Annotated in this window: 1 protein-coding gene (cut by a window edge); it reads right to left on the bottom strand. The window is 69.5% G+C overall.

The genetic code is table 11. From position 1 onward, the window contains the following. A protein-coding gene (locus ACFXI3_RS14830; protein WP_378399910.1) for a hypothetical protein crosses the window boundary here: on the bottom strand, positions 1 to 24,657 show its start. Its footprint begins 32,661 nt before the window's first position; only the first 24,657 of its 57,318 coding nucleotides appear in the window; the start codon lies at positions 24,655 to 24,657; its stop codon lies beyond the left edge, outside the window. Positions 24,658 to 24,670 lie beyond the last annotated feature (13 nt).

Genomic DNA, 24,670 nt, shown 5'->3' with positions numbered 1-24,670 from the left:
GCTGGCCGCCCAGCTCGCGAAGTATCCGTCGCTCTCGGTGCCGTCATCCGGCGCGTACGGGTCGAGTACCGCGAGCACCCGCTGGGCGAACTTCGAGGATTCCTCCGCGGCCCACCGGTCCGATTGCCGGGTCTGTTCCTCCGGGGAGAAGGAAATCCCGAAAGAGCCGCCGTCTGCATCGGTCAGGTCGTCGAACTTCACATCCTCCGGATTCGGCGCCGTGACCCGGACAAACGAGGTCGCCGGGGCCGGCTTGGATCCCGGAACAGCGGCCGCGGCAACCTCCTGGTGCGGCCCAGCACCGCGGAGCGCCTCCGCGAACTCTGCGAAAGTCTCGCGCAACGGCCTAAAGTCGGCGGCGGACGCGTCCGCCGCGACCACCGCCACGGGCAGGTCTGGACGGACCGCCAGTGCTGCCTGGTAGCTCGCCATCCGCTTCACCCGCTGCGCCAGATCTGCGCCGGTGACCACGAGGCCGCGGTGGTCGGCCTTCACGAACACTACGAACGGATCGTCGAAGACCTGCGGCACCAGGCTGGCCGGCATCGCCCGCCGAGTCGCCTGCCACACCGCGTAATCAGCCTGGTCCGGAGTGACTGCCATCCCCAGCGAATCCGGCGCGAAGCCCATGTTCAGCACAGTGTTCGGAGCTGCCTCGACCGGATTCGCCGCGACCGTGCCCAGTCCTGGCGTCGGCTGGCCGGGCGTCCTCATGACGACCCCGCCCGGAGTGGAAGCTTCCCCGTTGGCCAGCAACCGCTTGCGGCCGTCGCGCAGCACCTCGATGCGCGGCGCAGGCGGGAACCAGACCTTGCCGCGGTAGCGAAGCGACTCGATCGATCGGCGCAGCCGCCCGAGCCGGTCGAGCGATTCGGGCGTCGCCTGCGGACAGGTCACCCACTCCAGCGTCGCGCCCTGCCGCCACTCCATGCCGAACTTCCGGCTGGCGGCAAGGAACAACCTCAGCATCGCCGATGCATCGAGCGGGACGGTTCGGCCGTCCTTCGCCGCCACCCGGAATCCCGCATTTCCGTGGTGCGGCAGAACCGAGTGCCCGTCGGACAGCGCAGCACCGTTGCGGAACGCCTCCTCGAACACCTCGCTTTCCTCGTCCGACAGCGGGAACCCGACCGCGGCGAGCCGCCGGCTCTTGGTGAACAGCGGCTGGGCCACGATGTCGTCGATGCGGACGCCGGGCACGAGGATGTCCTGCATGTCCGGCACGTTCTCCGACAACGACGGCTCGGCGAGCAGCGGGTCGCCGGTCATGCTCCCCTTCGTGGACAGTTCCTGCAGGCGGTAGGTCGACACGCCGCCCTTCGGGAACTTGAGGAACGACCGCGCCCGCGCCGGCAGCCGAAGCTGGCCGTCGACGGCGGCGCGCACCGGGAAGTCGGTGATCGAGCTGACCTTTTCGGCCAATTCCGGCCGGGCGGCCAGGTAGGCAAGCACGGCGTCCCAGACGAGGCCCTGCGCCGGATGGGTGGCGAGCGGGTCGGCGACCTTGGTCAGCCTAAGGTCCCCTTCTCGGTTGTACAGCTCCCGTACCAGCGTGCGCACTGCGTCCTTGGCCAGTTCGAGCGTTTCTTCGGCGGTGTAAGGTCGCGCCGCCGGCGGCTCTTCGGGGTCTTCCCACGACCCGAAGTTGCCTTCCTCGATCCCATCCAATGTCCACTGCAGCTGCTCCGAGGGAAGCCCTGCGCGGTCGCCGCCCAGCCCCAGGTTCTTCGCCGCCGCGTCGAGCAAATCGGGCCCGGTGCGCAGGATGGTGGAGTTTCGGCGACGGAATCCGAAGTCCCGCTCGAAGTGATACCTGGCTGTCGTGTAGGTACCTCCGTAGAGCTTCGCCTGGGTCTTGCGGTATCGGTCCCTGATCGCGTCGAGGTAGGCATCCGGGTACGGATTGCCCTTGACCATCGCCATGGCCGAGTTGTTCTGATTCCACCTGGTGTCGTCCTCGCTGGAGTCGCTGCCGTAGTCTTCGTCGCTGTTCTCGGCCGGCACGAGGTCAGCGAATCGACGGCCCGGACGAAGACTGTCCAGCAAATGCTGAGCCGGGCGCAGAAGAACATCGGCTGCCCGTTCGGCCGGGCTGGCCTGCTTCGTCCGCCTCCGGAAGTCCTTCAACCGGACTCCGTACAAGGTGTAACCGTGCTCGGATTGCGCGGCCCGCACAGCGCGGTCCAGCGACTTGACGGTGTTGTCGCCGTCGCTGTAGACCCCGCCGAACCGGCGCATGATCTCCAGCCGCAGGATGTCGCTCGCCGACCCATACCCGGGCCGGGACCGCTTGGCCCGTTCCATGTCCGTGAACTCCTGCAGTTTGCCGGGAGCCCGGTCGTGGAACACCTCGTCGACGTTCGCCAGCAGCACGTCGTTCTTCTGCGCCCACTCCGCCATGTCGCGGATTTCCGCCAGCTGGTCGTCTTTCAGCACGGGAGACGACGAGAGTGCCTGCTCGAACCGGCTGCGCGGGATGTCGGTCCACACCACTGCCTGGAATTTCCCGGCTTTGCCGTCCAGCTTGCCGATCCGCTCCACGTTCCGGCGGATCGCCCCGCGAAGCCCCGTTCCGGTCAGCGGCCCGCCCAGCCAGATCGAATGCACCAGCTTGGACATTTCCCCGCGTGGCCCGCGCACAGCGGATTCGGCTGCCAGCGCGTCCGGGTCCAATTCCGCCGCGGTGGGCCGTGCGCCGCTCGCGAGGTTCAGTGCGCGGAAGAAGCTCGCCGCACGGTTCACCGGCAGCGCCGACGAGTCGAAGCCGCTAAGGAAGTCGGGTTCCGGCTTGGGGTTGTCGAACAGCTTCGGACCGAGCAACGGCTCCCGCTTCGGATCCGGCTTGGCGCGGATCGTGTCGGTGTTCAAGTCCCTCAGCAGATCGTCGGACCGGGTGTAGTCGTCGAACGGCTGGGCGGGCAGGCTGCTCCTGAAGAACACGATCCCCGGGCCGTGCTCGAACTCGCCCTGGTAGGCCGACCTGTGCACCGGCAGCGGCGAATCCTCGGCGTGCCCGCCCGGCTTGATCGACCGCAAGGAACCGCCGCCCTCGAACTGGAAGCCGTCCGGGCGAACGGCCGCGCGCGAGGCCGGGCCGTGCAGCGTGCCCTGGTATCCAGCCCGGTCCAGCAACGGCCGGAGACGCTCCAGCCGCTCGTCGCTCGTCGAGCAGCTCAGTGCGACCACGTTCGGATGCCGCAGCACCCCTTGGCCCGCGACCGCGTCCAGGCTGACCACGAGCCGCGCCCAGCCTTCGTCGTCCAACTGGACCCGCTGGTACTCCGGCTCGCCCGCCGCGTTCCGGCCGGTCTCGACCCACATCGAGAAGTCGCCGCTGTCCGCGTCGGAGTGCATCGCCACCGTGTAGGAACCAGCCGGGCGCAGGCCGGCCGCGAAGGCGTCCTGCACGTGGGCTGCCGCGCCGGAAGCCACCTCGGCCGGAGTCGGGAACAGCATCCCGCCCGGACGGTCGGAGTCCAGCAACGGGCGTTTCAGCACCCGCGACAGGTCCAGCCAGGATCCGACCAAGAGCTCCGTCCAGTGGATCGGCGGACGCTCCGCTGTCCGGCGAGCGGCCGACGGAGCGGGCAGGTCTTCGTCGCGTAGGGCGCGGTCCGCGCTCCGACTCGAAACGGGCGCGGCCTCGCTGCTCCGGGCGCTCTCTGCGCTCTGGGCTGAAGTCGGCCCGGGCCGGGCGATTCCTTCGCGGGGCCGGCCCAACGCGGCATTCTTCACCGCATTGCCGAAGAGACTGTCCAGAGCTTCCTGCGCAGCATCGCGGGATTCCGGCTCAGGCACCAGCCGGGCGACCGTGTCCGGATCCGCGAAGTGTTCCGGCCCCACCAGCGCGAGCTGCGAGCCGGCACGATTGCGGTCTTCGTACGCCAGGAACGCCAACGCATCGAGATATGCGTGCCGCACCGGCCACTGCAGCTCCAGCTCGTCTCGGGTGGCGGCGGCCGGCGGCATCATCCGGGACAGCGCGCGGTGCCGATAGAACAAGACATCCTCGGCCGGCAGCGCGCGCAATGCCTGCGCGTACCACGCCACCACTGGGGCCGCGAGGAACGGGATGGCCCCCGCAGCGAATGCTGCGAAGGACACGCGAGCCATCGTTTCGTCAGCGGCATCCTGACCGGACGACTGCCCAGCATCGGCAACCAGATCCACGATCGAGGTCAGCAGCTGTGCCGACGACGCGGACGCTGGCGCGTCGTACGCCTCCAGCGGCCACCAGCGCAGCATCTCCTTCGCTCTCGACCGCCATTGCGCGGCCGACTCCGGACGTTCCGCCAGCGACTCTGCCGCGGCAGCGAACAGCGACAGCCAACCACCGGACGGAGTCTCCGCGCGGTCGTCTCGGTACTTCGGCAGCGCAGGCGCCGCCACGCTCTTGCGGCTCGACTCGGTGTACCGCGGAAGCGCCCAGCCCTCCTCGTCGTACCGAGGGCCGTCCTCGTCGTACCGAAGGAACTCCGTCTCGGCGCCATGTTCGTACAAATGCGAGACCAGGTCCGGACCGAGCCCGGGGTACCGCGTGTACACCACTTCCCCGAAGGGGCCCAGCCGCTGGGTTTCCCCGCCTTGCCAGAGGTCGTTGACCGTCCGGGTGATCCGGCGCTCGTGGAAGTTCGCCAGGTCGGCCCGGACCGGCTCGACGCTGCGCAGCAGCGGGACGAGCGCGTGCGCCATCGAGTGCCACAGAACCCCGGCCGGGTCGCGCAGCAGGTCTTCCGGGGCGGTGCCGGGCTGCTTCCACGTCTCGTCGACTTTGCCGGTCAGCCGGGCCCGGTCCTCGCTGCCGAGGCCGAGTTGCTGCCACGCCTTGTCGAGGAGCCGGGCTTGTTCGGCGGAGGGGAGCCGCTCCATCTCGTCGCGGCCAGTGCGTGCCTTGTCGGCCCACTGCTGCGCAAACCTCCGGACCGCGTCGGCGTCGTGCAGGTCGAGGTCGCGGAACCCGGTGCCAGGGGCGCTGTCCCGGCCGTTCAGCACTTCCCGGGCGCGCTCGGCGAGCTCAGCGCTCAGCCGAGCCTCCTCGTCGCGCAACCGTTGCAGAGCGATGACATCGGGCACCAGCACGTGAGCCATCTCGTCCAGCAATTCCTGCACCCGGCTGTCGGGGAGGCCGATCCACAGGTCCGGTTCGCCGTGCTGGCCGACCGCCCACACCAGCTCTCGCGTGCCACGGGGTTCCTGGGCCTTCGTCCGGACCGGCTCCAGTGCGCCGTCCGCAGTTCGCCACGCCACTCCCGGCATCGGGTTTCCCTCGTCGTCCCAGGCGGAGTCGGGGCGGGCGAGATTCTCCAGCTCCCGCTCCTCCCTGACCAGACGCCGGGCTTCGGCGAGCACCCGGTCGCGAGTCGGGTCGTCCAAGCCGGCCAAAGCGTCCAGGCCGGGCTGCAGGAGGGGGTTCCACCGGGCGGTGAACGCGGCCAGCGTCCGGCGGAGCTCGCTGCCCGCCGCGGTGAGCCCGATGCTTTCCATCCGCTGGTACCCCAGCGCGACCCACCCGTCGCCCGGGGCCGTGGGCACGGTCCCGTTCCGAGTCCACGAGCGCAGCTCTTCCGCCGCCGCTCGCAACGGCCGGGTCTCATTCCATGCCGTCGTAGCGTCGTTCGCCGAATACAGCCGGGCGGCCAGGACTGCGACCAGATCCGCGTACATCTGCCGCTGTGCTGTCTCATCGGGACCGACTCCCGGCACGACTTCCGGCATTTCGCCCAGCAGCGCTTTGGCATGGCGGCGAAGGCTGTCTGCGGCTTCGAGCCCTTCGCGCGCCTCCGCCTCCGGCAAGGTCACGGTGGTCGCGGTGTGGATTTCGCTTTGGAAGGACTCGTAAGCGCGCACCAGACGGTGGAAGGAGGTCTCGGCCTGGTGGAGCCTGTTCAAACGCCGCGCCATCACCCGGGCCAGTCTCTCCGCCGGGCCGAGCTTCGTCCGCGCGGCGATCGCGTCCCGCACGACCGGCGAAACCGCCTCGAAATCGGACGTGTCGGTGAGCTCGGCCACCGCCTTCGCCGCAGCGTCGCGCAGCCCGGCCACGAATTCGCCACCATACTGCCGCTCGATCTCGGCCAGCGCCGCCGCCGTCTCGTCCGCGTCGATGCCAAGCCGCGCAACGGCTTCCGGCCCGGCGAGGGCAGCGACCGGGCCGCCGCGGCCGATCAGCTGCGCTTGATTCCGGGCTTCCTCCTCGATCCGAACCGCGACTGCTGCTTCCGCGCGCTGCCACAGCAGCTCCTGCGCCCGCGGCGAGGGGCCCCGCTCGGCGAGCGGCGCAGGCCGCTCGTCCAAGAGCCGCCGCGCGCTCGGCAACGCGACTCCGCCGCCATCGCGCAGGTACGCGTCGCCCTCCGCTAAGTCCGTTTCGAACATGTCCTCGAAATCCTCGACCGCATCCGCCGTCTCGGTGTCCTGGACCGGCGGTGCGGCCGCGCTTTCCGTGACGGGCGAGGCGGGGAGGCCGACATTCTCCGGCGCGGCGACCTTCGCTGCCTCGGGCTGTTCCGGCCCGGGCGCAGCGGGCTGGGCAGCCGGCGGCATCGCGGTCGGAGCCGATCCCGTCTGTCCCGGCAGCAGTGCCGCAGAGCCTCCGGACTCCGCTGGCGCAGCGGGCGACAGCGCCTGCTGCCGGCTCCACTGCTGCAGCGTCTCCCGCACGATGCCGAGCGGCGGGTCGTACCGCAACGTGCGGAGCTGGCCGATCGTCGCTCGCGCCAGTCGGGCCAGATCGGGGACCCACGTCGACCCGAGATAGTTCAAGGCCCGGCGCCCGACCAGCATGGCCACCGTGTCCGACTGGGCGGAGCCGCCGGGATGCAGGTCCAGCAGCCGACGCCCTTCGCGAAGCCACCGCCCGCGCTGCCGCTCGTCCGTCGAGGCCAACGCCGCCAATCCGGCTTTGACCGCTTCGGCGAGGCGTTTCTCCTGCTCTGGCTTGTTCCCTTCCGCCTTGTTGCCGACGACGTTGAGCAGCCATTCCGCCGCCTGCTGATCGTCCAGCCGCAGGCCCAGCCACCGCAGCCACGGGGTCGCCAATGCCGCCCAGCCGTCGGAGCCGAGCAGCCGCTGGCCTTCCGCCCGCCACTGCGACAACTGCGGTTCGTCAGCCAGTTCCAACCGCTCCCGCACTTCTTTGACCAGCGCCTCGTGCCCGCCGGCGTCCGCCGCGCGCTTGCCGGCAACAGCATTGAACCACTGCGCGACCGCCGGATCCTCGCGCAGAGCAGTCTGCAAGGGCTCCCGCTGCCCGGCATCCCAGCGCTGCATTTCCTCGCCGCCGAGGACCCAGCCGGCCAGCAGGCTCGCGTGGAGCTCCAGCCACTGCGGATCATTCTGTCCGCCTTCTCCCGCATCGACCCATCCGCCGGCGGCTGCGACAGCCCGGTCCCGCATGTCAGCCACGACGACGTCCTGACGGGCGACCGCGATCGCAAGGAGGTCGAGATGCGCGAGCTCGGCAACGCTGTGCGAGTGGTCAGGATTGTTGGCCCGCACCAGTTTCCGCCCCCGGTCCAGCCACCGTGCCAAGACGTCCTCGGCGGTGGGGCCAGCCCCCGGCCCCGGCGGCTCGCGATCGAACGCACCGCGGAATCCGGCGGCGAAGTCGGTCCGGAACTGCGCCACCCGAGGGTCAGCCTCCGTCTCGAATGCCCCGGACTTCCACAGTTCCTCGAAATCCTGACGGACCTGCCGCAGCCACGCCGCCGGCACTGCCTCCGCGTTCCATCCCGGCCGACGGTCTCGCTCCCACGACACGAACGCGACCGCATCCACCAGCTCGTCATACAGTGTCTTCGCCCGCGCACCGGCCGCTCCGTCGAGATAAGGCGGCCCCAGCAGGCTCGCGGAATCCGCATGCCACTGCGCCGCAGTCGCTGCCGGCTGTGCCTCCAAACCGGCGATCGCGGACCCCCAGAGACGGCCCTGACGGCTCAGCTCGAGCGCCAGCTCGGACGCGGGCAGCTTCGGGGCCAGAACCTCGCCTGCCAGCGATCGCAGCTCCTTCAGCAGCGGATCGCTCCACACAGCGCGCAGCCACTCATCGGTTCGCGCGCCGGCCGCTTCGGCGGTCATCACCGAAACGTGCGCCACGAGCACGTCTTCCGCGAGGTCTCTCGCCGGGCCTCGCAGCCCGTCGATGGACCCGGCCACCCGCTGGCCGAGGTCGAACTGAGCGGCGGAAGCTGCCGGGACCGCCGAACCCACCGCCTTCCACAACCGATCCAGCCGCGCCCGATGCCGGTCCCGGAACCGGTCGATCCGGGCCGCCTCGCCCGACGACAAGATCGGCCGTTCCTTCAGTTGCGGTATGACCGGTTCCGAGGACAGCTCGGCATCCCCGATCGACGACCATTCTCCCGAGGCCAACGCCCGCGTGCGAGCCGCGCGCGCGGCCTCCTCCACCCGTGCCATGGCAACCGGAACCGGGGGATTGCCGGTACGACGCAGCTCCGCGAAATCCTCGGCGAGCGTCTCGGCAAGGTTTTCGAGAATCCAGGCCGGCGTTCCCTGACGCCGGGCGATTTCCAACAGGCTCGTCATGTCGTCCGCGTGTTGTGCCTCGGCCGGCGTGAGCGTCCCCGGTGCCACAGTCGCCAGTTCGTGGTCCAATAGCTCCCGCATCTGGGGCCAGTCCGATGCGGCGAGCGTCTCCAGCCCGAGCTGCGCCACTGTCCGGGCAGGCTCGGCTCGGGTTTCCCACGCCGCCCATGCGGCCAGCCAGGCGTCAATATCCCCGCCGGTCTCCAGAGCCAGCTCCACCAGTTGGCTTTCGCCTGCCAGGCGCGCGGCTTCCCTGCCGACGGCGTCGATCCGGTCTTCCTCAAAGGCGACGCGGTCGGCCTGACCAAGGCCGTTCAGATGGTCCAGGCGCGCCAGGTGGTAAGCCATCCGTTCGGTCAAGGACCGGTACAGGCGCATCCTCAGCCGCGCCGCGGTCCCGGTCAGCTTCGCTCCGGGCGGCTGGTCAAAGCCAAGCCGCTGGGCGGCCAGGACGCGCCACCGGTGGGCGTCGTTGTCGGTCCCGGGTCCGCTTTCCGCCGCAATTTCGAGCACACGGGAAACCCAGCGCGCCGAATGGTCGCGGAACACCGACACCGTGAAGTCGTCCGCCGCGGCTGCCCGCCCGGCGCGGGCCGTCCGCATCTCCTCCATGACCGGCACGGCCCACAACGCCTCGAAGGTCTCCGCACGGTAAGGGGAATCCCCCTCTCCGACCGCCCAGGCATGCGCCAGCACGGCGTGGATGTCGAAGATCGCCCTCGCCGACGCGGACTCGCCGGGTTCGCCCAGCGCCGCCTCCGCCATTCGCTCAGCGGCGTTCCAGTCCTGCCCGTTCGCTTTCAGACCGGCGACACTGTCCTCCGTCCCCTCGATCAGGCCCGACCATCGCTCCAGCAGCGCCCGGTCCAGCGCGACGCTCGCGGGGATGTCGACCTCGCGGCTCAACGCCGCGAACTCCGACCACAACTGGCCGGCGAGAACGCGCACCGGTGCCGGATCGCGGTGCCAATCCGGGTGCCGGCTCGCCATCAGTTTGAGGAGGTCCAGCAACAACTCCAGCTCAGCGGCCGAGAGCTCGAACGGCGCCGGCACACCGGGGGGCAGCACCGTGGCCGCCATAACTGCCAGGTCCGACTCGTCCAGCGCGGCCTCCGGCTCAGCTGCCGCGCGCAGCTCCTGCCGCCACCTCGACCAATCCCGCATCGCCCCGATCGCCTCGTCGGAGACGGTCGCCCACTCTCCCGGAGCACGGCCCCGCGCCACGTCCACCGCTTGCTGCAGCTGAGCCCGCAGGCGGACAAGCCTCGGGTCGCGCCACCGCCGTTCGAACTCCGCCTGCAGATCCGCCGACCCGTAACCTCTGCGCATCCAGTCGTCCAGATGCCGCTGGTGCGCGGACAGCACCCGCTTCACCAGTTCCGGCGGCACTCCGCCGCTCCACTCGGCGGGGTTCCCGAACAGGCCCCAGACCGGCAGCGCGGCCCCGTCGGCGAGGACCAATCCCGGGCCTTCCTCGAGCGTGGCGGATTCGGCGCTGTTCGGCGGCCGGCCCGCAGACTCGAGGGTCTTGCGGTCCTGGCTCATCTTCCGCAGCGAACCGCCCGGCTCGAACAGCACCCGTCCGGACGGCTCGATCTTCACCCGCGTATCCGGACCCACCACGCGCTGCCCGCGCCCCGCCCGGTCGGCCAGCGCCTGCAACTGCCGCAGCAGACCGCCGGACACCGGCGCCACGCCGCACGAGAACGCGATCAACCACGACCTCGCCGCCCCCTCCGGACCGGCCACCGCCAACAACACCGCGAACCACCCGCCCGGACTCAGCAGAATCCGGCGATACTGTCCGGGCGAGCCCGGCTTCTCCTTCCAGATCGAGAACCCGGTCACCCGCCCGCCGGCGTCCTTCACCGCATGCATCGCCATCGAATACGAGCCCGCCGGCGCCGCACCCGCCTCGAACCCGGCCACCGCTTCGTCGTCCCGCTCGGACTGGATGTCCTCCGGCGACGGGAACAACGTCCCCAACCGCGTACCGTCGTCGGACACGCACGGCCGCATCAGCACACCGGTCAGATCCACCTTCCCGCCCACGATCAACGCCGACTGCGCCACCACTTCCGGTCGGGGCAAGCCCGCCGCGTCGCCAGGCGCGATCATCCGCACCGGGCTCGACCACTCGCCCAGGAACCACCTCGGCGAACCAGGCACATACGCCAGCAGCGCACGCACCGCATCCGGAATCGGGAACGCCCGGATCGCACCGTTCTCATAGCGATGATCAGTCACGAACTTCACCAACGACGCCAACCCCGGCCTCGCCGCGATGAACCGCACCGCCGCAGTCAAAACCAGCTCCGGAACCTCGTGCTTGACGATCGCCCGCTCCACCGCGAACAGATCCAGCTCCCCCTCCCGGTTGTGCAACTGCCACACCAGCGTGTGCACCACCTTCGCCGTCAACGCAACCGTCCCCGCCTGATCGTCAACACCGACCACCACATCCGGCCGCACCGGCGCACCGGACGGAACCCAACTCTGCGCGTAGCCGGTCTTGATCCCCCCGAATGCGGGGAGATTCTTGTAACCTGTAAATCGTTCGAACTCAATAGGAACAGGACTGGTTCGCCAGATAGTGGAATTACGGCGATTATACCCCTGCCGAGTGTCAAGATTCGCTTCCACAAAATCCATCAGGGCAGGAGCGCGGTAAAACAGTTCCCTTCTGGTCTTTCGGTAGTTCTCAGCAATTGCATGCAGCCAACCGGCGCCAGCCGGATTACCCTTCGTCATCACAATAGCGGAGGTGTTTTGCGTGCGGCGCTCCTCCGTCCCGTTCCGAATGATTCGCTCAAGGGCGGCGAATCCATGCCGGGTCACGACAGCCCACGCTTGAGAAAGATCCTCTACGACATTGTCACCGTCGGTATGAACGCCACCGAACAGATGCAGGAGCTGAACCCGGAGAATGTCGCTCGACGGCGCATACCCAAGCCCAGACTCCTTGCTCCGCTCGGTCACGACGAGCGGATGCGACGGCATCGGCATTTCGGAATGCGAAATCTCGTCGATATTGACCAATTTGACATTGTGCGTTTTCGCATGCGTGACCATCTCGCGGACGCCCGCCAACTCGTCCGCCTCGTCCCCCGCCAGGACCGCCTCGATCTGCCAGCGGGGAACGTCGGTGAACAACACGAACGGAACCCGGTCGAACCGGTCGGCCGCAGCACCGAAATTGTCCCAGAACTCCCCCGCACGCAGCGAACCGCCCAGCCAGATCCCGTACACCGTCTTCGGCAGCTCCCAGTGCGTCGGCATCGCATCGACCGGAACACCGAGCACGGTCGCCCAGTGCTGCCTGATCGCAGGCGGGTACTCCGCCCGCAGCACCTCCACCCCGGCACCCGCGCGATCCAGCGCCTCCGGCGTCGTCTCCTCCGGCCTCGGAACCGCACCCCGCAACATGTCCAGCGTCAGCAGAAGACCGGCACCCTGCCGGGCGCTCAACCCCGGCACGTTCAACCCGCGCAACGCCGGCATCGGCGGCTTCCGCCTCCGCACCTGCAGCACATCCGGCCCGAGCAGCTCCTGCCCCGGCTCCGGCACCGCCAGCTCGTCCGCCATCCGGTCAAGCGCCGCCACCGTCGGCCGAACAACCGGATGCTCCAAAACCAGACCAGGACCCTCGAGAAGCGAATCCGACACCGCCGAATCCGGCAACCGCACCGCCGACGGGACTGTCCTGCCACCCTCCCCTATCTCCCGCAACGAACCACCCGGATCGAACAGCACCCGACCCGACGGCTCGATCTTCACCCGCGTATCCGGACCCACCACCCGCTGCCCGCGACCTGCCCCGTCAACCAGCGCCTGCAACTGCCGCAGCAAACCACCCGACTCCGGCGCCACACCGCACGACCACGCCACCAGCAACGCGCGCTGCGCGTTCTCCGGGCCAGCCACCGCCGACAACAACCGCAGCCATCCGGACGGGCCGACCTGCACCCGGCGATACTGCCCGGGCAGTCCGGGTTTCTCCTGCCACAGCGTGAACCCGGCGGCACGCCCGGCGGCGTCCTTCACCGAGTGCATCAGCATCGAATACGAATCGGCTGGCGCCGCTCCCGCCGCGAACCCGGCCACCGCCTTGTCAGCCCGCCCGGACCGCACGTCCTCCGGCGACGGGAACAAGGTTCCCACCCGGCTGCCGTCGCCGGTCGCGCACGGGCGCATCAGCACACCCGTCAGATCCAGCTCGCCGTTGACCAGCAATGCCGAGTAGGACACCACATCCGGCGACTCCGGCGCGCTGGCTGGCTCGTCGAACAGGTCGTCCGGGGCGGTGAGCTTCACCCGGGCAGCCCACCTTGCGAACTCGTCCGGAGTCTGAGTGATGGATGTCGCCGCAATGGAATCGCTGACCACGAACCTGGGCTGCCCGGCAATTCTGGTCGCCTGCACGTGCACCACGTGGAGCAGCGGAAAGAGCAGTCGGCCGGATCCCCGAGCCAGCCGCTCCCACAGGGCCAGCGCACCGGACCTGCGGGCTATCCGCGGAGCCACTCGGATTCTCGGACCGTCGACCGCAGGCGTCTCTGCGCCGAGCAGGGTGCCGTGCGGTTCTTTCGCCAGCTGGCGTTCGAGGAGGCTCAGGTAGTTCCCGATATCGACATCCTGCAGCCGGGCGGCCGGCCGGTTGAGCAGGACCGGCGATACCAGTGCGACACTGAGCTGCCAGTTCCGTCGCACGGGCATCGGCGTGAGCACTGAAATTCGAGGCTGGCGAGGATCGGCGGATCCCAGTTTCTCCATCGTTCGCGACCAGCTCTCGGTAAGGCCACGCCAGGCAGCGGCATCCCGCGAGTCCGCACCAGCAAGCTCCAGGGCCCGCCGTTCGAGATTGTTGAACTCCCCGCGTGCGGACGCCACACGCGCCGCAGCTCGTTGGTATGCGGTCCGGCCCCACGGCCGATTGCGCCGGGCACGCGTGCGCGGATCCAGGTGTTCGGACACCTTGTCGAGCTCGTCGGCAGCGGCGCGGCCAATGTGGAGAAGCGAGGCGATCGTCGGCACCCCGCCACGCAATCCGGTGTTGACCGCCGCAACGGCACAGGTCGACAAGAAGTACTGCTCAATCTGCCCGGTTCCGGCGAACAGCGATTCGGCCAGTGCCTCGGGGTTGGCCAGCAGAGTGCGGAACAGCGCGCTGGAACTCAGCCCGGCACGAGCTTCGCCGCTCAGATTGAGGGTTCCGAGAACGGCCAGCCGGACCGGGAGCGGCCGCCCGGAGGTCCAGTCGACGCCATGCACCATCGACGCCTCGCGGTCGAACGGGTTTCGCCCGGCCTGCAGGTCGGCACGGATGTCGTCGAGCAGCTGGGTGAGCCGGTCGGGAGCGATCGGCCGGATGGACTGCCTGCCGGTGCCGGGGCCGGCGGCGTCCACTCGGCCCGGCGCCAGCATCGTGGCGAGGACCGCGTCGTTGACCAGCCCGCGAATCCGCTCGCGCGCCGCTGGATCGTGCACCGCGCTCAGGTTGTCGTCGATGACCTGGAGCCGCTCGCGAGTGCCTGCCGGCAACGCATGCCGCTCTGCCTCGCCAGGCTGGCCGAGAGCGACCGCATCGGCGATCCACCCGCGCACCTCCGGTTCCGGCAGCGCGAGACGGTTCAGTCCGGCGCTGGCCTGGCGATAGTCCTCCAAGATGGCCTCCGCTTCGCTTGCGAAGCGGGCCGGATTGTACGAATCCGTGGCCGACAGCTGCGCGGAGGCGGTCGAGCGGCGACGGAAGAACGAACGCGCCGTGCTCGGCCGGGGGAGGTCTTCCGACGACGCGGAAGCTGCCGAGGCGGCCGGCGAGGCCCCGCCGACCAGCGCCGGATCAAGCGGCGGACGCTGATCGAGCGGAGCCGCGCCCGTGCCTGTCAGCGGCGCGAACCCGGACGTGCCCGTGATCGGCGTCCCGTCCGCAGCCCGCCCCAGCCTGACCTCCAGATCGGCCATCGTCTCCCGGCGAGCATCCAGGTAATTCACTTTGCCGAACCGGTCCTTGTGCACCAGCAACAAGTTCCCGTCGAGGAACACCACCCCCTGCGCCCCGTTCTGCTGCCCCTCCATGTGCTCCGTGATCTCCGCCAACGACGCCTCCACCAACGCCGTCCCCAGAGCCGCCCCCACCTCGCCCACCGTCACCGGACCACCCGGCTCGGCCAGTACCCTCCGGCCTTCGACAATCGACCTCGACAACGCCATGACCGACGCGAATGTGTTCCGCACCCGCCCCTTCCGACCCCCGCCGAACTCCGGTCCGTTGATCCCCACCCCGTGCCGATAGTCCACATGCGCCGCGAACGCCGCCCGCGCATCCCGCTGCGCCTGCCGCCGCGCCACCGCATCACCCCACGAATGCAACGCGAATATCCCGTGCTTCGCGAACTGCGGATAGACCGTCTCCTCATGCGCCTCCCTCGCCAGAGCACCGTCCTCGCCCGGCGAATCCGTCACCCACTCCAAGCCCCCATTTACAAAGATCTCCCCGTGAACTTTGCCGTGGCCAAGCGTCACCCCGCCGTCCGGGAAATGGCTGCGATTCGTGTAACCCAAGCTGCGGAGCTTTTCCGCTGACTCGCGCCCCAGACCGGACGACGCGGCATGGCACACGATCCACCGCAGAGACGCGCCCGGGCGGGACCTATACGCGTAACGGAACGACTCCGAATTGTCGAGCGCCTGAACGAACTCAGCACCACGCAGCCGCATCCTCAGGTGTTTCCGGAGCCGGCGGCCGTCGGCCAGCCGCGTCCCCGCTGGCAACCATGCCTCGGCCACCCCCTCCTCGGCCCCATGCGCTCCCACCTCGATCGGCCCGCTCCGATAGCGCGCGGAGTCCTCCGACCCCGGAGCCTCGACCCGTACGACGTATCCAAACTCCCGTCGGATCGAGTCCATTTCCTTGTACTGCTCCCAGCTCATCAGCCCGGGCGACAGCCAGGTGTATTGGCCGCGATTGCCCTCAGCTATCGCCCAATCCTGATCCCCGTGGAAATCCGTGAAATTGAAGACGACGCCAACCGGCATGCCCTTGCACTTGAGCGGCGCGCTCCACACGTCCTTCGCGTAGAACGAAATTTTCACTTCGTTCTTCGCTTTGCCGAAAATGCCCTTGATACGCGAAACGAACCTGTTTTCCTCCAGCGCCGCGGCCAGATCCTTGCGCGAGACATGCGCACGGACGACGGGACCGGGTCCGGTCTCCTCCCGCCACCGCCGCAACACCGGATGGTTCATGACATAAGCAAAATGGTCGCCGCCGTCGCCGCCGTCACTGCCGCGTGCAGTCAAGTTGGGGTTCAACGCCCGCCGCGGGGCCATCGCGGCTGCGCCGGTCCAAGGCAACGGCAGAAACCCGACTACCGGCGTGTGCCGCGACACGGACCCCACCGTCTCCGACTGCACGTCCAGCAGCGTGATCAGACCGCCCTCCTCCGCCGGAGCCTTGCGTATCAGCAGATAATGCCCGTCCTCGCGCCCGCCCCCCAGATACACCAATCCCTGCGCCCCGCCGGGCTGAGCCCGCATGTGCTCGAAAATCTGCCCCGCCGTCGCATGCCGCATGAGCGTGTGCGCCAGCTCGTTGGCCTGCCGCACCTTCGTCCGGCCGCTCGCCCCCACCCGATACGTCCGCTTCTCCAGAATCGAGAACCCGCCCTGCACCTGGGTCTCTAGACAATTGTCTAACAGCCCCTCCGGATTCACCCCGACCGCCCACGGCACATGCACCGCGTAGAACCGCCGCCTCTCCGCCTCGGAAACAAACCCGTCCCCCGTCACCACCGAGCCCGGCGGCAAACGCAACGCCTCCTCCGCCGTCAAGGAACCCGTCGCCGGACGGGACACCGACGCTCCCGCGCCGACCAGTGCCGGATCAAGCGGCGGATGTGTCTCCGCCGGTCCGGCACCCTGCGGCGAAAGCGGCCGCACCGGTTCGGAACCGGCCCCGGAACGCACCAGGACCGGCGGCCTTCCCGGCTGGAACCAGAGAACCGGCTCTGCGGCCCGATGCCGGGCCACGATCGCATCGTCCGCGCGCCGCCCGCCCAGAGTCGGGGTTTCCTCGCCGAGGCCCGCCGGACGCGCGATTCCGGTCCGGTACCGGATAAGCCGCCGGAACAGCTCGTCCTGCTCCGGCGCGAGCGGTTCGCCGTCCGCGGTCACCAGCCGGAACGGGTCGCCGGCCCCGGCGACCTTGGCAAACCCGCCGTCCTCGGTGCGCCATTCGACCAGTCCGCCGGCGAGCCGGATCTTCCCCTGCGCCGCCAGTTCGCCCATGCTGTCCGCGAGATCGCGCTGTTCCTGTGCACGCTGCCGGTATCGGGCCTGCACCGCCTCCCACCGGTCCGCCGACACCGACTCCCGAGCCGGCCGCACCGGCGCGAAAAACCCGACCAGACCTTGATAGTCGGCGGGGACGCCCAGGTACGAGTCGAGCTCGTCGATCGTCGTCGCCCGGAGCTCCGGCGGCTTCCGGATCGCACCGCGCCGGCTCCACCGCACCGCAGCCCACTCGCTCGGACGCACTTCCAGCCGGAACCCGAACCGGTCCAGCGCCGACTGGAGAAGACGCTGGTCCTCCTTCGGAATGTGCCACACCGACTCCGCTTCGTCCGCGGTCACCGGTGTGGCGCGGGTCGTGTCGCCGGTGCGCCACAGCCCCGGGTCCGGTCGCAGGCGCCGGTCGAGATCGGCGAACAGGTCCGCTACGAATGTCGTGCCCTCGGACGGGATCTCCGGAAGGCTGGTCCGGTTCTCTCCCGGCCCGGAACGGCCAGCGGCACCGACCGGCAGCTGGCGGACTTCGCCGCCCATTCGGACCCGGCCGGATTCGTCCACCGCGGCCGCCGCGGCGATCTCGATCGCGGGGAACGCCTGGCCATTGCGCAATAGCTCGCCCAGGCTCCGAATGTCGGTGTCGAACACCGCCGCGGGCACGGATCGGTCGGGGACGATCTTGACGGTTGCGTCGGGATGCCCGGCCACGTGCTGCTGATATCCGGCGCTGGCGAGAAGGTGGTTTCCGTAGTCCGCCCAGTCGAGGGCTTCCCCCCCGAGGACCGGGCGGCCGTCGTCTGAGAGCGTGACGAACACGACGAACGGCTGCGGCCGTCCGTCGTCGGCGCTGGGCGACAGCGCCGAATAAATCACGCTCTGATCCGCGAGCGCGCGCGATTCTCTCGAGAAGGTCACCCCGCCGGATGCACCGCCGACCGGGGGGAAGGTGATCGAGCTGGTGTCGGACCGATTCGTCGCGATGCTCGCCGAGTCCCCGCGTCGCCTCGTCTCGCTCGCGCCAGACCGGGCGCGCGTCCGGGTGCCGGCTGGAACGGGTCGGCTGCCGCCGCCGGCCTCCTCCCTCAGCAGCGCCGCCAGGTTTCGGGCGTGCGACAGCCGACCGGCACGATCCGGCCCATCGCTCAGGAGTCGGCCGGCTACCAGGTCGACCATCGCCTGCCGCTGAATGTCGCGCCGAGCCTGCGCGACCGGGGACGTCACCGGCGGGCGCGTTTGCAGTACGTCGTCAACCATTTCCGCGGCCAGCCGCCGCGCATCGCGCACGCGCCCGGCGGGTGCCTTCGGACGCGACAACGAGCGCCGTGCCTCCTCGAGTTCTGCCGCTCGGCCCGGAAGCGGGTCGACCGGATCGATCAATTCGGCCCACACGTCGCGAGCCAGCTGCTCGGCAAACGGCCGCCGCCGCGGATGGTCGTCATCCGTACGGAGCTGAGCAGCTACCAAGTCACGGATCGCCTGGATCTGTGCCGCACGTTCGGGGTCCGGGGAAGACAACAGTCCACCCGGAACGTCCCGGCCGACGATCCGCGTTGCCTGCCGGTAAAGCAGCTGGCGCTCCTCCCGGGCAAGTGCCTGGAGGACTGCCCGAGCGCTCCGCAGCTCCCTTCGCCGTTCGGGCAGCGGGTCCCCAGTCGAACCCGGCCGCGACTCCTGGCTCGACCGGGCGGCGTCTGGCAGGGGCGCGCCTTGCGCCAGGACATCGGCGGCTCTCCCGGACGGCTCGAGAACCGCATCGCCCGACACGGAGCGAGGCGCGGAACCCTCCGGACGGACACTCACGGCCCGGCGGCCGCTCGCGCCCGGAACAACGTGCCCGTACGGACCGTCCTCTGCAGATGCCGTCTGCCCGTACGGGCCGTACGGACCGTCCCCTCCAGATGCCGTCTGCCCGTACGGGCCGTACGGACCGTCCCCTCCAGATGCCGTCTGCCCGTACGGGCCGTACGTTGCAGGTGCCGTTTGCTCGTCCGCAGCCTCGGCCGGACGCGCACTGGCGAGTTCCCAGTCCGCCGACCGCGCACTCGCAAGTTCCCGGTCGTAACTGTCCTTCGCCGCCCACCAGTTGCGGGCCGCGGCGGCAGTGACGGCCGGCGCCGCGAGCAGCGCTTGATGTCCGGTCTCGGTCAGGGGGGCTGTCTGGTGCCGCAGGCCGGCTTCCGCCTTGACCGCGGCGGTCCAGGCTTTCGCAGCGTCCTCGCGCTGCTTCGCGGCGTCGACCAGCGCTTGCGGAAGCGGGCGCGCGGCGGTCGGCCGGTGCCGGATCCCGTAGGCGTCGCGCACGACCCGGTCGACGATCCCGGTCTTCGCCCAAGCACCGACCTTCCGCAGCAACGCCCGTTTCGGCCGGGCGACGAAGCGGAACTCGACGTCGTGCAGGTCGACCTGAGTGATCTTGTCTTCGGTGTCGGTGGCCTTCTCCGGACTGGCCTCGGGCCTGCCGATGCCTCCTGGCAGGAGCCCCGCCTCGCCGGAACGCTTGACCTCGGACTTCGACTCAAGGTCCACCCCCGCGCTGACATACGCCAGCCGTCCGGTGTCCGGCACCCGGGCGTGTACTTCCAGTTCCACGTCCGCCATGGGGATCACGAAGGTGCCGCGCATCATCGACTGCAGCATCTTCACCGACGGCAGCGTCAGAGTCTGCTTCAGCTCGAGAATGACCGTCGAGTCCACGTCGGCACCGGCCTCGCGGATCGCTCGTGACGCGCTCTCCCGAAGGTCCCGCACGGCACCGAAGTAGTCCTCGGCCTGGAACGCGCCTTCCTCATACGTCGGGTCGACTGCCGCCGGGTCGGGCACGGTCCCTCTCGGCGAAACCTTGAGGTACCCGGGCTGCTCGCGCCAGGCCCGGGACTCCGCGGCGTCGGCTCGCCGGTGCGCCGGGGTGTTCCAGCGCACCAGGCGCGGTCTGCGCCGCCGGGTCGACAACGTGTCCGGTTCGGCTTCGCCCAGCCGGGCTCGCCCGTCCGCCGGCGCGGGGTAGGACGCCTCGCTCAGCCGCAGGAGGCGGACGTCGCGCCACGGCATAGAATCGCTCGCCGCGACCGTTCCGGCCGCCTCGCCGCCGTGCTGGTCCAGTCCCAGTTCCCGCTCGATCTTGAGGTGGAAACCGACCCTGCCGTCGTAGGCGGCCACCGGCCCGGTGACCGACGCCGACTGGTTGTACTTCTGTTTGCGGGTACCGGTGCTCTTCACGTCTCGCTCGCCGAGCTTGGCCATCTTGACCGACAAGGTCGGCAGCCCGGGCGTGTTGATGCCGCCGGTCTTCGGTGCGAGGCTGCGCGGCGCATTGCCGCCGATCTGGCCAAAGCGCCAGACGGCGCTCAGCGAGGCGCTGAGCGCGGCACGTGTGCGCCCTGAAGTCTTGGAGTTCGCGCCCTTGGCATCCATCTTCTGGCCGACCGACAACTTGTCGACATGTTCGACACCGGCGAACGCCAGCTCGCCCACGAGAGCCGCGTCGAGCGTGAGGTGATAGGTCTCGCCGACGAAGCCCTCCAGCCGCAGCGTGATGGCCTGCCCGCCGTTCAGCGCCCCGCCCGCCGCGGCACTGACGTCCCGAAGGAACTCGTCCACCCGCCGGAAGTTGTCGTGCGGATGGCCGGAAGGCGACGCCGGCAGCAGCCGCAGCGCTTTCTGTTCGCCCAGGCTGTCGATCAGCTGGCGGCGCAGGTCGGGAATCCGGTCGCGGAGATCGATCCTGGTGGTGATCGCGCTGAGCCCCAGGGACGTCCCCGTCGACTGGGTCAGCGCCGCGGGTGCGGGCATCGTCCGCGCACGCGGGGCCGACGATCCCGGCCCGGCGGCCTGCGCCCCAGCCGACGACGCCGGCACCGCGGCCGACGTCGTCAGCGCAACCCTGATCTCGTCCGCACCCGGAACCGCCGGCGGCTCGGCGGTGCCGACGGGCTCCGGCTCCGCGTCCGAAGCGGCCCGCCCTCCGGCTGCCGGGCTCATCGCGGCCAGCTGCTCGTCGGTGGCCCACATCAGCCAGAAGCGCGGCACGTCGAAGCCGACTCCGGCCCGGCGGGGAGCCCGGCGGCGGAAAATGCCGAACCTGTCGATATTGCCGACGGTCGAGGCTTCGGTGACGACCTCGGCGGCCGCATCCACCCAGACCAGCGTCTCCTTTACCGGGACCGCGTCCTTGACGGTTCCTTCCTCCGCCAGGCTGAGCTCTGCTTCGGACTGCGTGCCCTTGCGCCGGGACAACACTTCGGCCGAGACCGTGCCGGTGATCCGCTGACGGACCACCGGACCGGGGCCCGGCCCGGGGGCGAACAGGTAGAACATCGGATTAATCTCCAGCGCCGATGCCGAAGCCGCTCCTGCCGACCGGCCGATTCCGGTCAGGGTGGAGGACGACTTTTCGATCTGCTGGAACTCGTCGGATGACGCGAGCGTCCAGCTGCGCGGGGTCAGCAGGACAACGGCATTGTCGTTCAGGTCGCGCAGCCGCCGTCCCCACCGACGGTTGATCCGGATCGGCTCGAACGGCGTGGGATTGCGCCGGAGGGCGTCCGGAGTCAGTTGGAGCTCGTCCTGGCTCGCGCTCGCGTGCGGGAACACCGCCCTGTCCTGCTCGTCCACCGCGTCGATCGGGTCGCCGGACGCGACATGGAAGAACGTGTCCACTGCGTCGCGCAACTGGTCGGCGCCCCGCACCGCGAGCACCTCCACCTCGTCCAGCTCCACGGGCACACGCCGGGACACTTCGTTGATGCCCGGCACTTCCCGCATGATCCGCACGTTCTGCCGTACTGCCGACGGCAACGGCTCCGGCGGGACCGTCGAGGTCAGCAGCTCGGGCACGCCGAACCGAATGGGCACCGTGAGCGGGCGCAGCCGGCCCCGGCCGATTCTGGTCAGCTTGGGCACGGTCCTGCCCGGCGAGCCGGGCAACCCGCGGCGGACGCCGGCAGCCATGCGGTGGTAGGCGGTCACCCGGGCCTTGATCGTCAGGTTGGCCGAGAACGGCTGCATGCCCTGAGAGCCGACTTTGCCCGCGTCGGTGAGGCGGTCGCCGTGCGTCCGGGTCGTGGAACTCTCTGTCTCGGTGCGCACCGCGGTGGACCTGCTCCACGACCAGCCTCGGGAGATCGTCGACTCCCATCCCGGGAGGAGCGCCCCGATGAATTTCACCATAAAGGCCGAGGCCTTCGGACCAACCTTCGTATCCCATTTCTTCGCGGAGCTCAAGCCGATGAGTTCGGCGGACTTCGTCTTCCTGCTGAACGTGGTGCCGGCCGGGGCCTCCGGCAAATCGCGCAGGTCGTCCATCGTGGCCTTCAGCGTCACGGTGGCCACGTAGTCCCGGAAAGTCCCGTCCTTGACCAGCCGGAACGACAGTCCGCGGCCGGTGAGCATGGTGTCGACCAGACGGCTCAGCTGTTCCTCCGACAGGTGCGCCTTCGCGGAGTCGCGACGTTTGAGCAATACCTCGACCGTCGACTTCAATCCTCCGCTGAGCTTCGGGTCGTCGAACTCGACGAGAAAGCCGCCGCGCGTCAGGTGGTACCACCGCCGGCCGGGAACGCGCCGCAGCACATCGGCGATCCGGTTGTAGAGCGCGTCGCGGAGCCCGAGATCTTCGACGAAGGCACCCCCGACGGAAGTGAGTTCCTCGATGTGGCGTGGCGCGTAGACCTGGCGTGGGGCAGCGGTTTCCGTCGTTTCGCCATCCGCGTCGCGCAGTGCGCCGGTACCGGTCGATTCGCTCGCAGAGCCGTGGAAGGCCGACTGATTTCCGGAAGCCTTACTGGAGTCCAGGAATGCGGGCCCATTGGCAGAAGCCTTACTGGAGTCCAAGAAAGCCGGCCCGTCCCCAGAACTCTCACTCGACGAATCCAAGAAGGTCGGCCCATCCCCAGAACTCTCACTCGACGAATCCAAGAAGGTCGGCCCATCCCCAGAACTCTCACTCGACGAATCCAAGAAGGTTTCCCGGTGCTCGCCTCCGAGGCCAGGTTGCGCGTCGCCAGCCGCGAGCGAGCCGGTTCCGCTCTGGAGACCGGCGCGCTCGACGCTGTGCCAGGGTGCCGTCTGGAATGCCTCGATCCAGCCGTCCAGCGTGAACGGCTCGTGCCCAAGCTGCCGGACTTCCAGCCGGTGCACTGTCTTGAAGCGAATGACCTGCCCGGTCGTCACGACCGAGTCGGCTAGGGACATCTTGCGCCGGTTCTCCTGCCCGTGCTCAGCGGCGAAGGACATCCCGACGCCGGGACCGACGCCGAGGGCCACCCCGCCCAGCCCGCTGGCCGGGGTGGCCGCGATCAAGGCAGTGCCGCCCAGCGGCCGTTTCGTCGAGGTCTGTTTCGTCACAGTGTCTTCGACGGTATTCGTCGTGGTGCTCTCCGCTTCCGCCAGCGATTCGACGACCTGCACAGTCTGTGCGACAGCTCGCATCTCGAACCTCGTCGGCCGGCCGAACCAGCGCTTGCTGTACGGGCCTTTCGCGACGTCGTCCGAGCGCACCCACCCCAGGTTGGCGGAATCCGGGTCGCCAGGGTCGACGAACACCGCCATCTCCGGCCACCGCGCTTTGAGGTTCGCGTCGCTGAAGAAGTTCTGCAGGGTCTCCCTGCCCGCCGCGCCGACCTCGGTCAACGCCGTGGGCAAACCCTCGGCGACCTGGTCGTAGAAACTGCTGCCCGGAGTGCGGGAGTACACCGCTTCCGGCGGCGCGTCCTTCGGCAACGGCCGCGTGACCGGAACCGGCGGACTGGCCTCGTCGTCGGGCTCGCGGAACCCGGTCGGCACCTTGACCCGCACCTGTCCGATCACCGACATCTCTTCCCCGGACCGGCCGACCGGCTCGATCTTCCGCCCGCCGGAGTCGGTCAGCGCGTAGGTGATCTTGACCGGCACCTCCACCTTGCGAAGGGACTTGGTCTCGACGGTGTTCTCAACCTCCACTCCGCGCTCCGTACCGCCCTCGGCGGCGCTGTTCGGCCCAATCGGAAGCTGCGCGGTAACGAACACCGACACCGGCGGCGCGACCGGAATGCTCCCGATAGCGGCCGAGAGGTCGAGATGCTGTTCGCGCGAACTGCTCTGCGCATCCGTCACCGAACTCTTCGTCTTCCCCTTCGCCTTCGCCGCGGTCGGATCGGCTCCGGCGTCCGGCATCGTCGCGTCGTCCCACCGGAACTCCGCCTTGATCGTCAGCTCGTAGTTCTCGTTGCCGGCTCTGATCCGGTACGGAGCCGTGGCGTTCTTGCCGATGAGGTCCGTGACGTTGCTGATGATGTCCTCCTGCGCGCCCAGCACGACCTCGTTGTCGCGCAGTTCGGGCACCAGCGAGTACAGGCCGGCCGGCCCGTCCAACAGGTCGGCTCCGACCACTGGTCCATCCTGTTTTGACGGTCCCGCGGTCAGGTTTTCGCGCAAGTAGGACGGGAGCTGCGAGACCCAGCCGGGCGGCTCGGCGGTCCCTTCCGAACCGGGCTCCGCAGGGGCATCCGGCGAAGCGGGGGCGTCCGGCCGATGCGGGTAGTGCATCAGTTCGGCCGTCTCCGGCACCGAGCCCAGGGGTGGGATCTGCTCGCTGGGCCGCCGGCGCGGAACCACGGGCAATCCCGAACCGTCGGCCAGCGGGCTCTCCCGCCGGGCCGCGGGCCGCTTCCCGGCACCCGACCGCGACGAACTGACACCGGCGGCCGGCACGTCCGGCGGTGCTGCCAGCTCGGCCTTCGAGTCAGCGCCGGTTGCTGCCGGCCGGTGCTGCCCGGGCTGCGGGACGTCGTCGCCGAGCGCGAGAGCGCCCGGGGCCGGCTGCGCGCCCGGGGCCAGCCCGGTGAACACGCCGGCCCGCGAA

This window comes from Amycolatopsis sp. NPDC059235, assembly GCF_042754125.1.
Classification (GTDB): Bacteria; Actinomycetota; Actinomycetes; order Mycobacteriales; family Pseudonocardiaceae; genus Amycolatopsis; species Amycolatopsis albidoflava.
The sequence above is the reverse complement of the archived record's forward strand: the minus strand, read 5'-3'. Positions and strand labels throughout refer to the sequence as shown.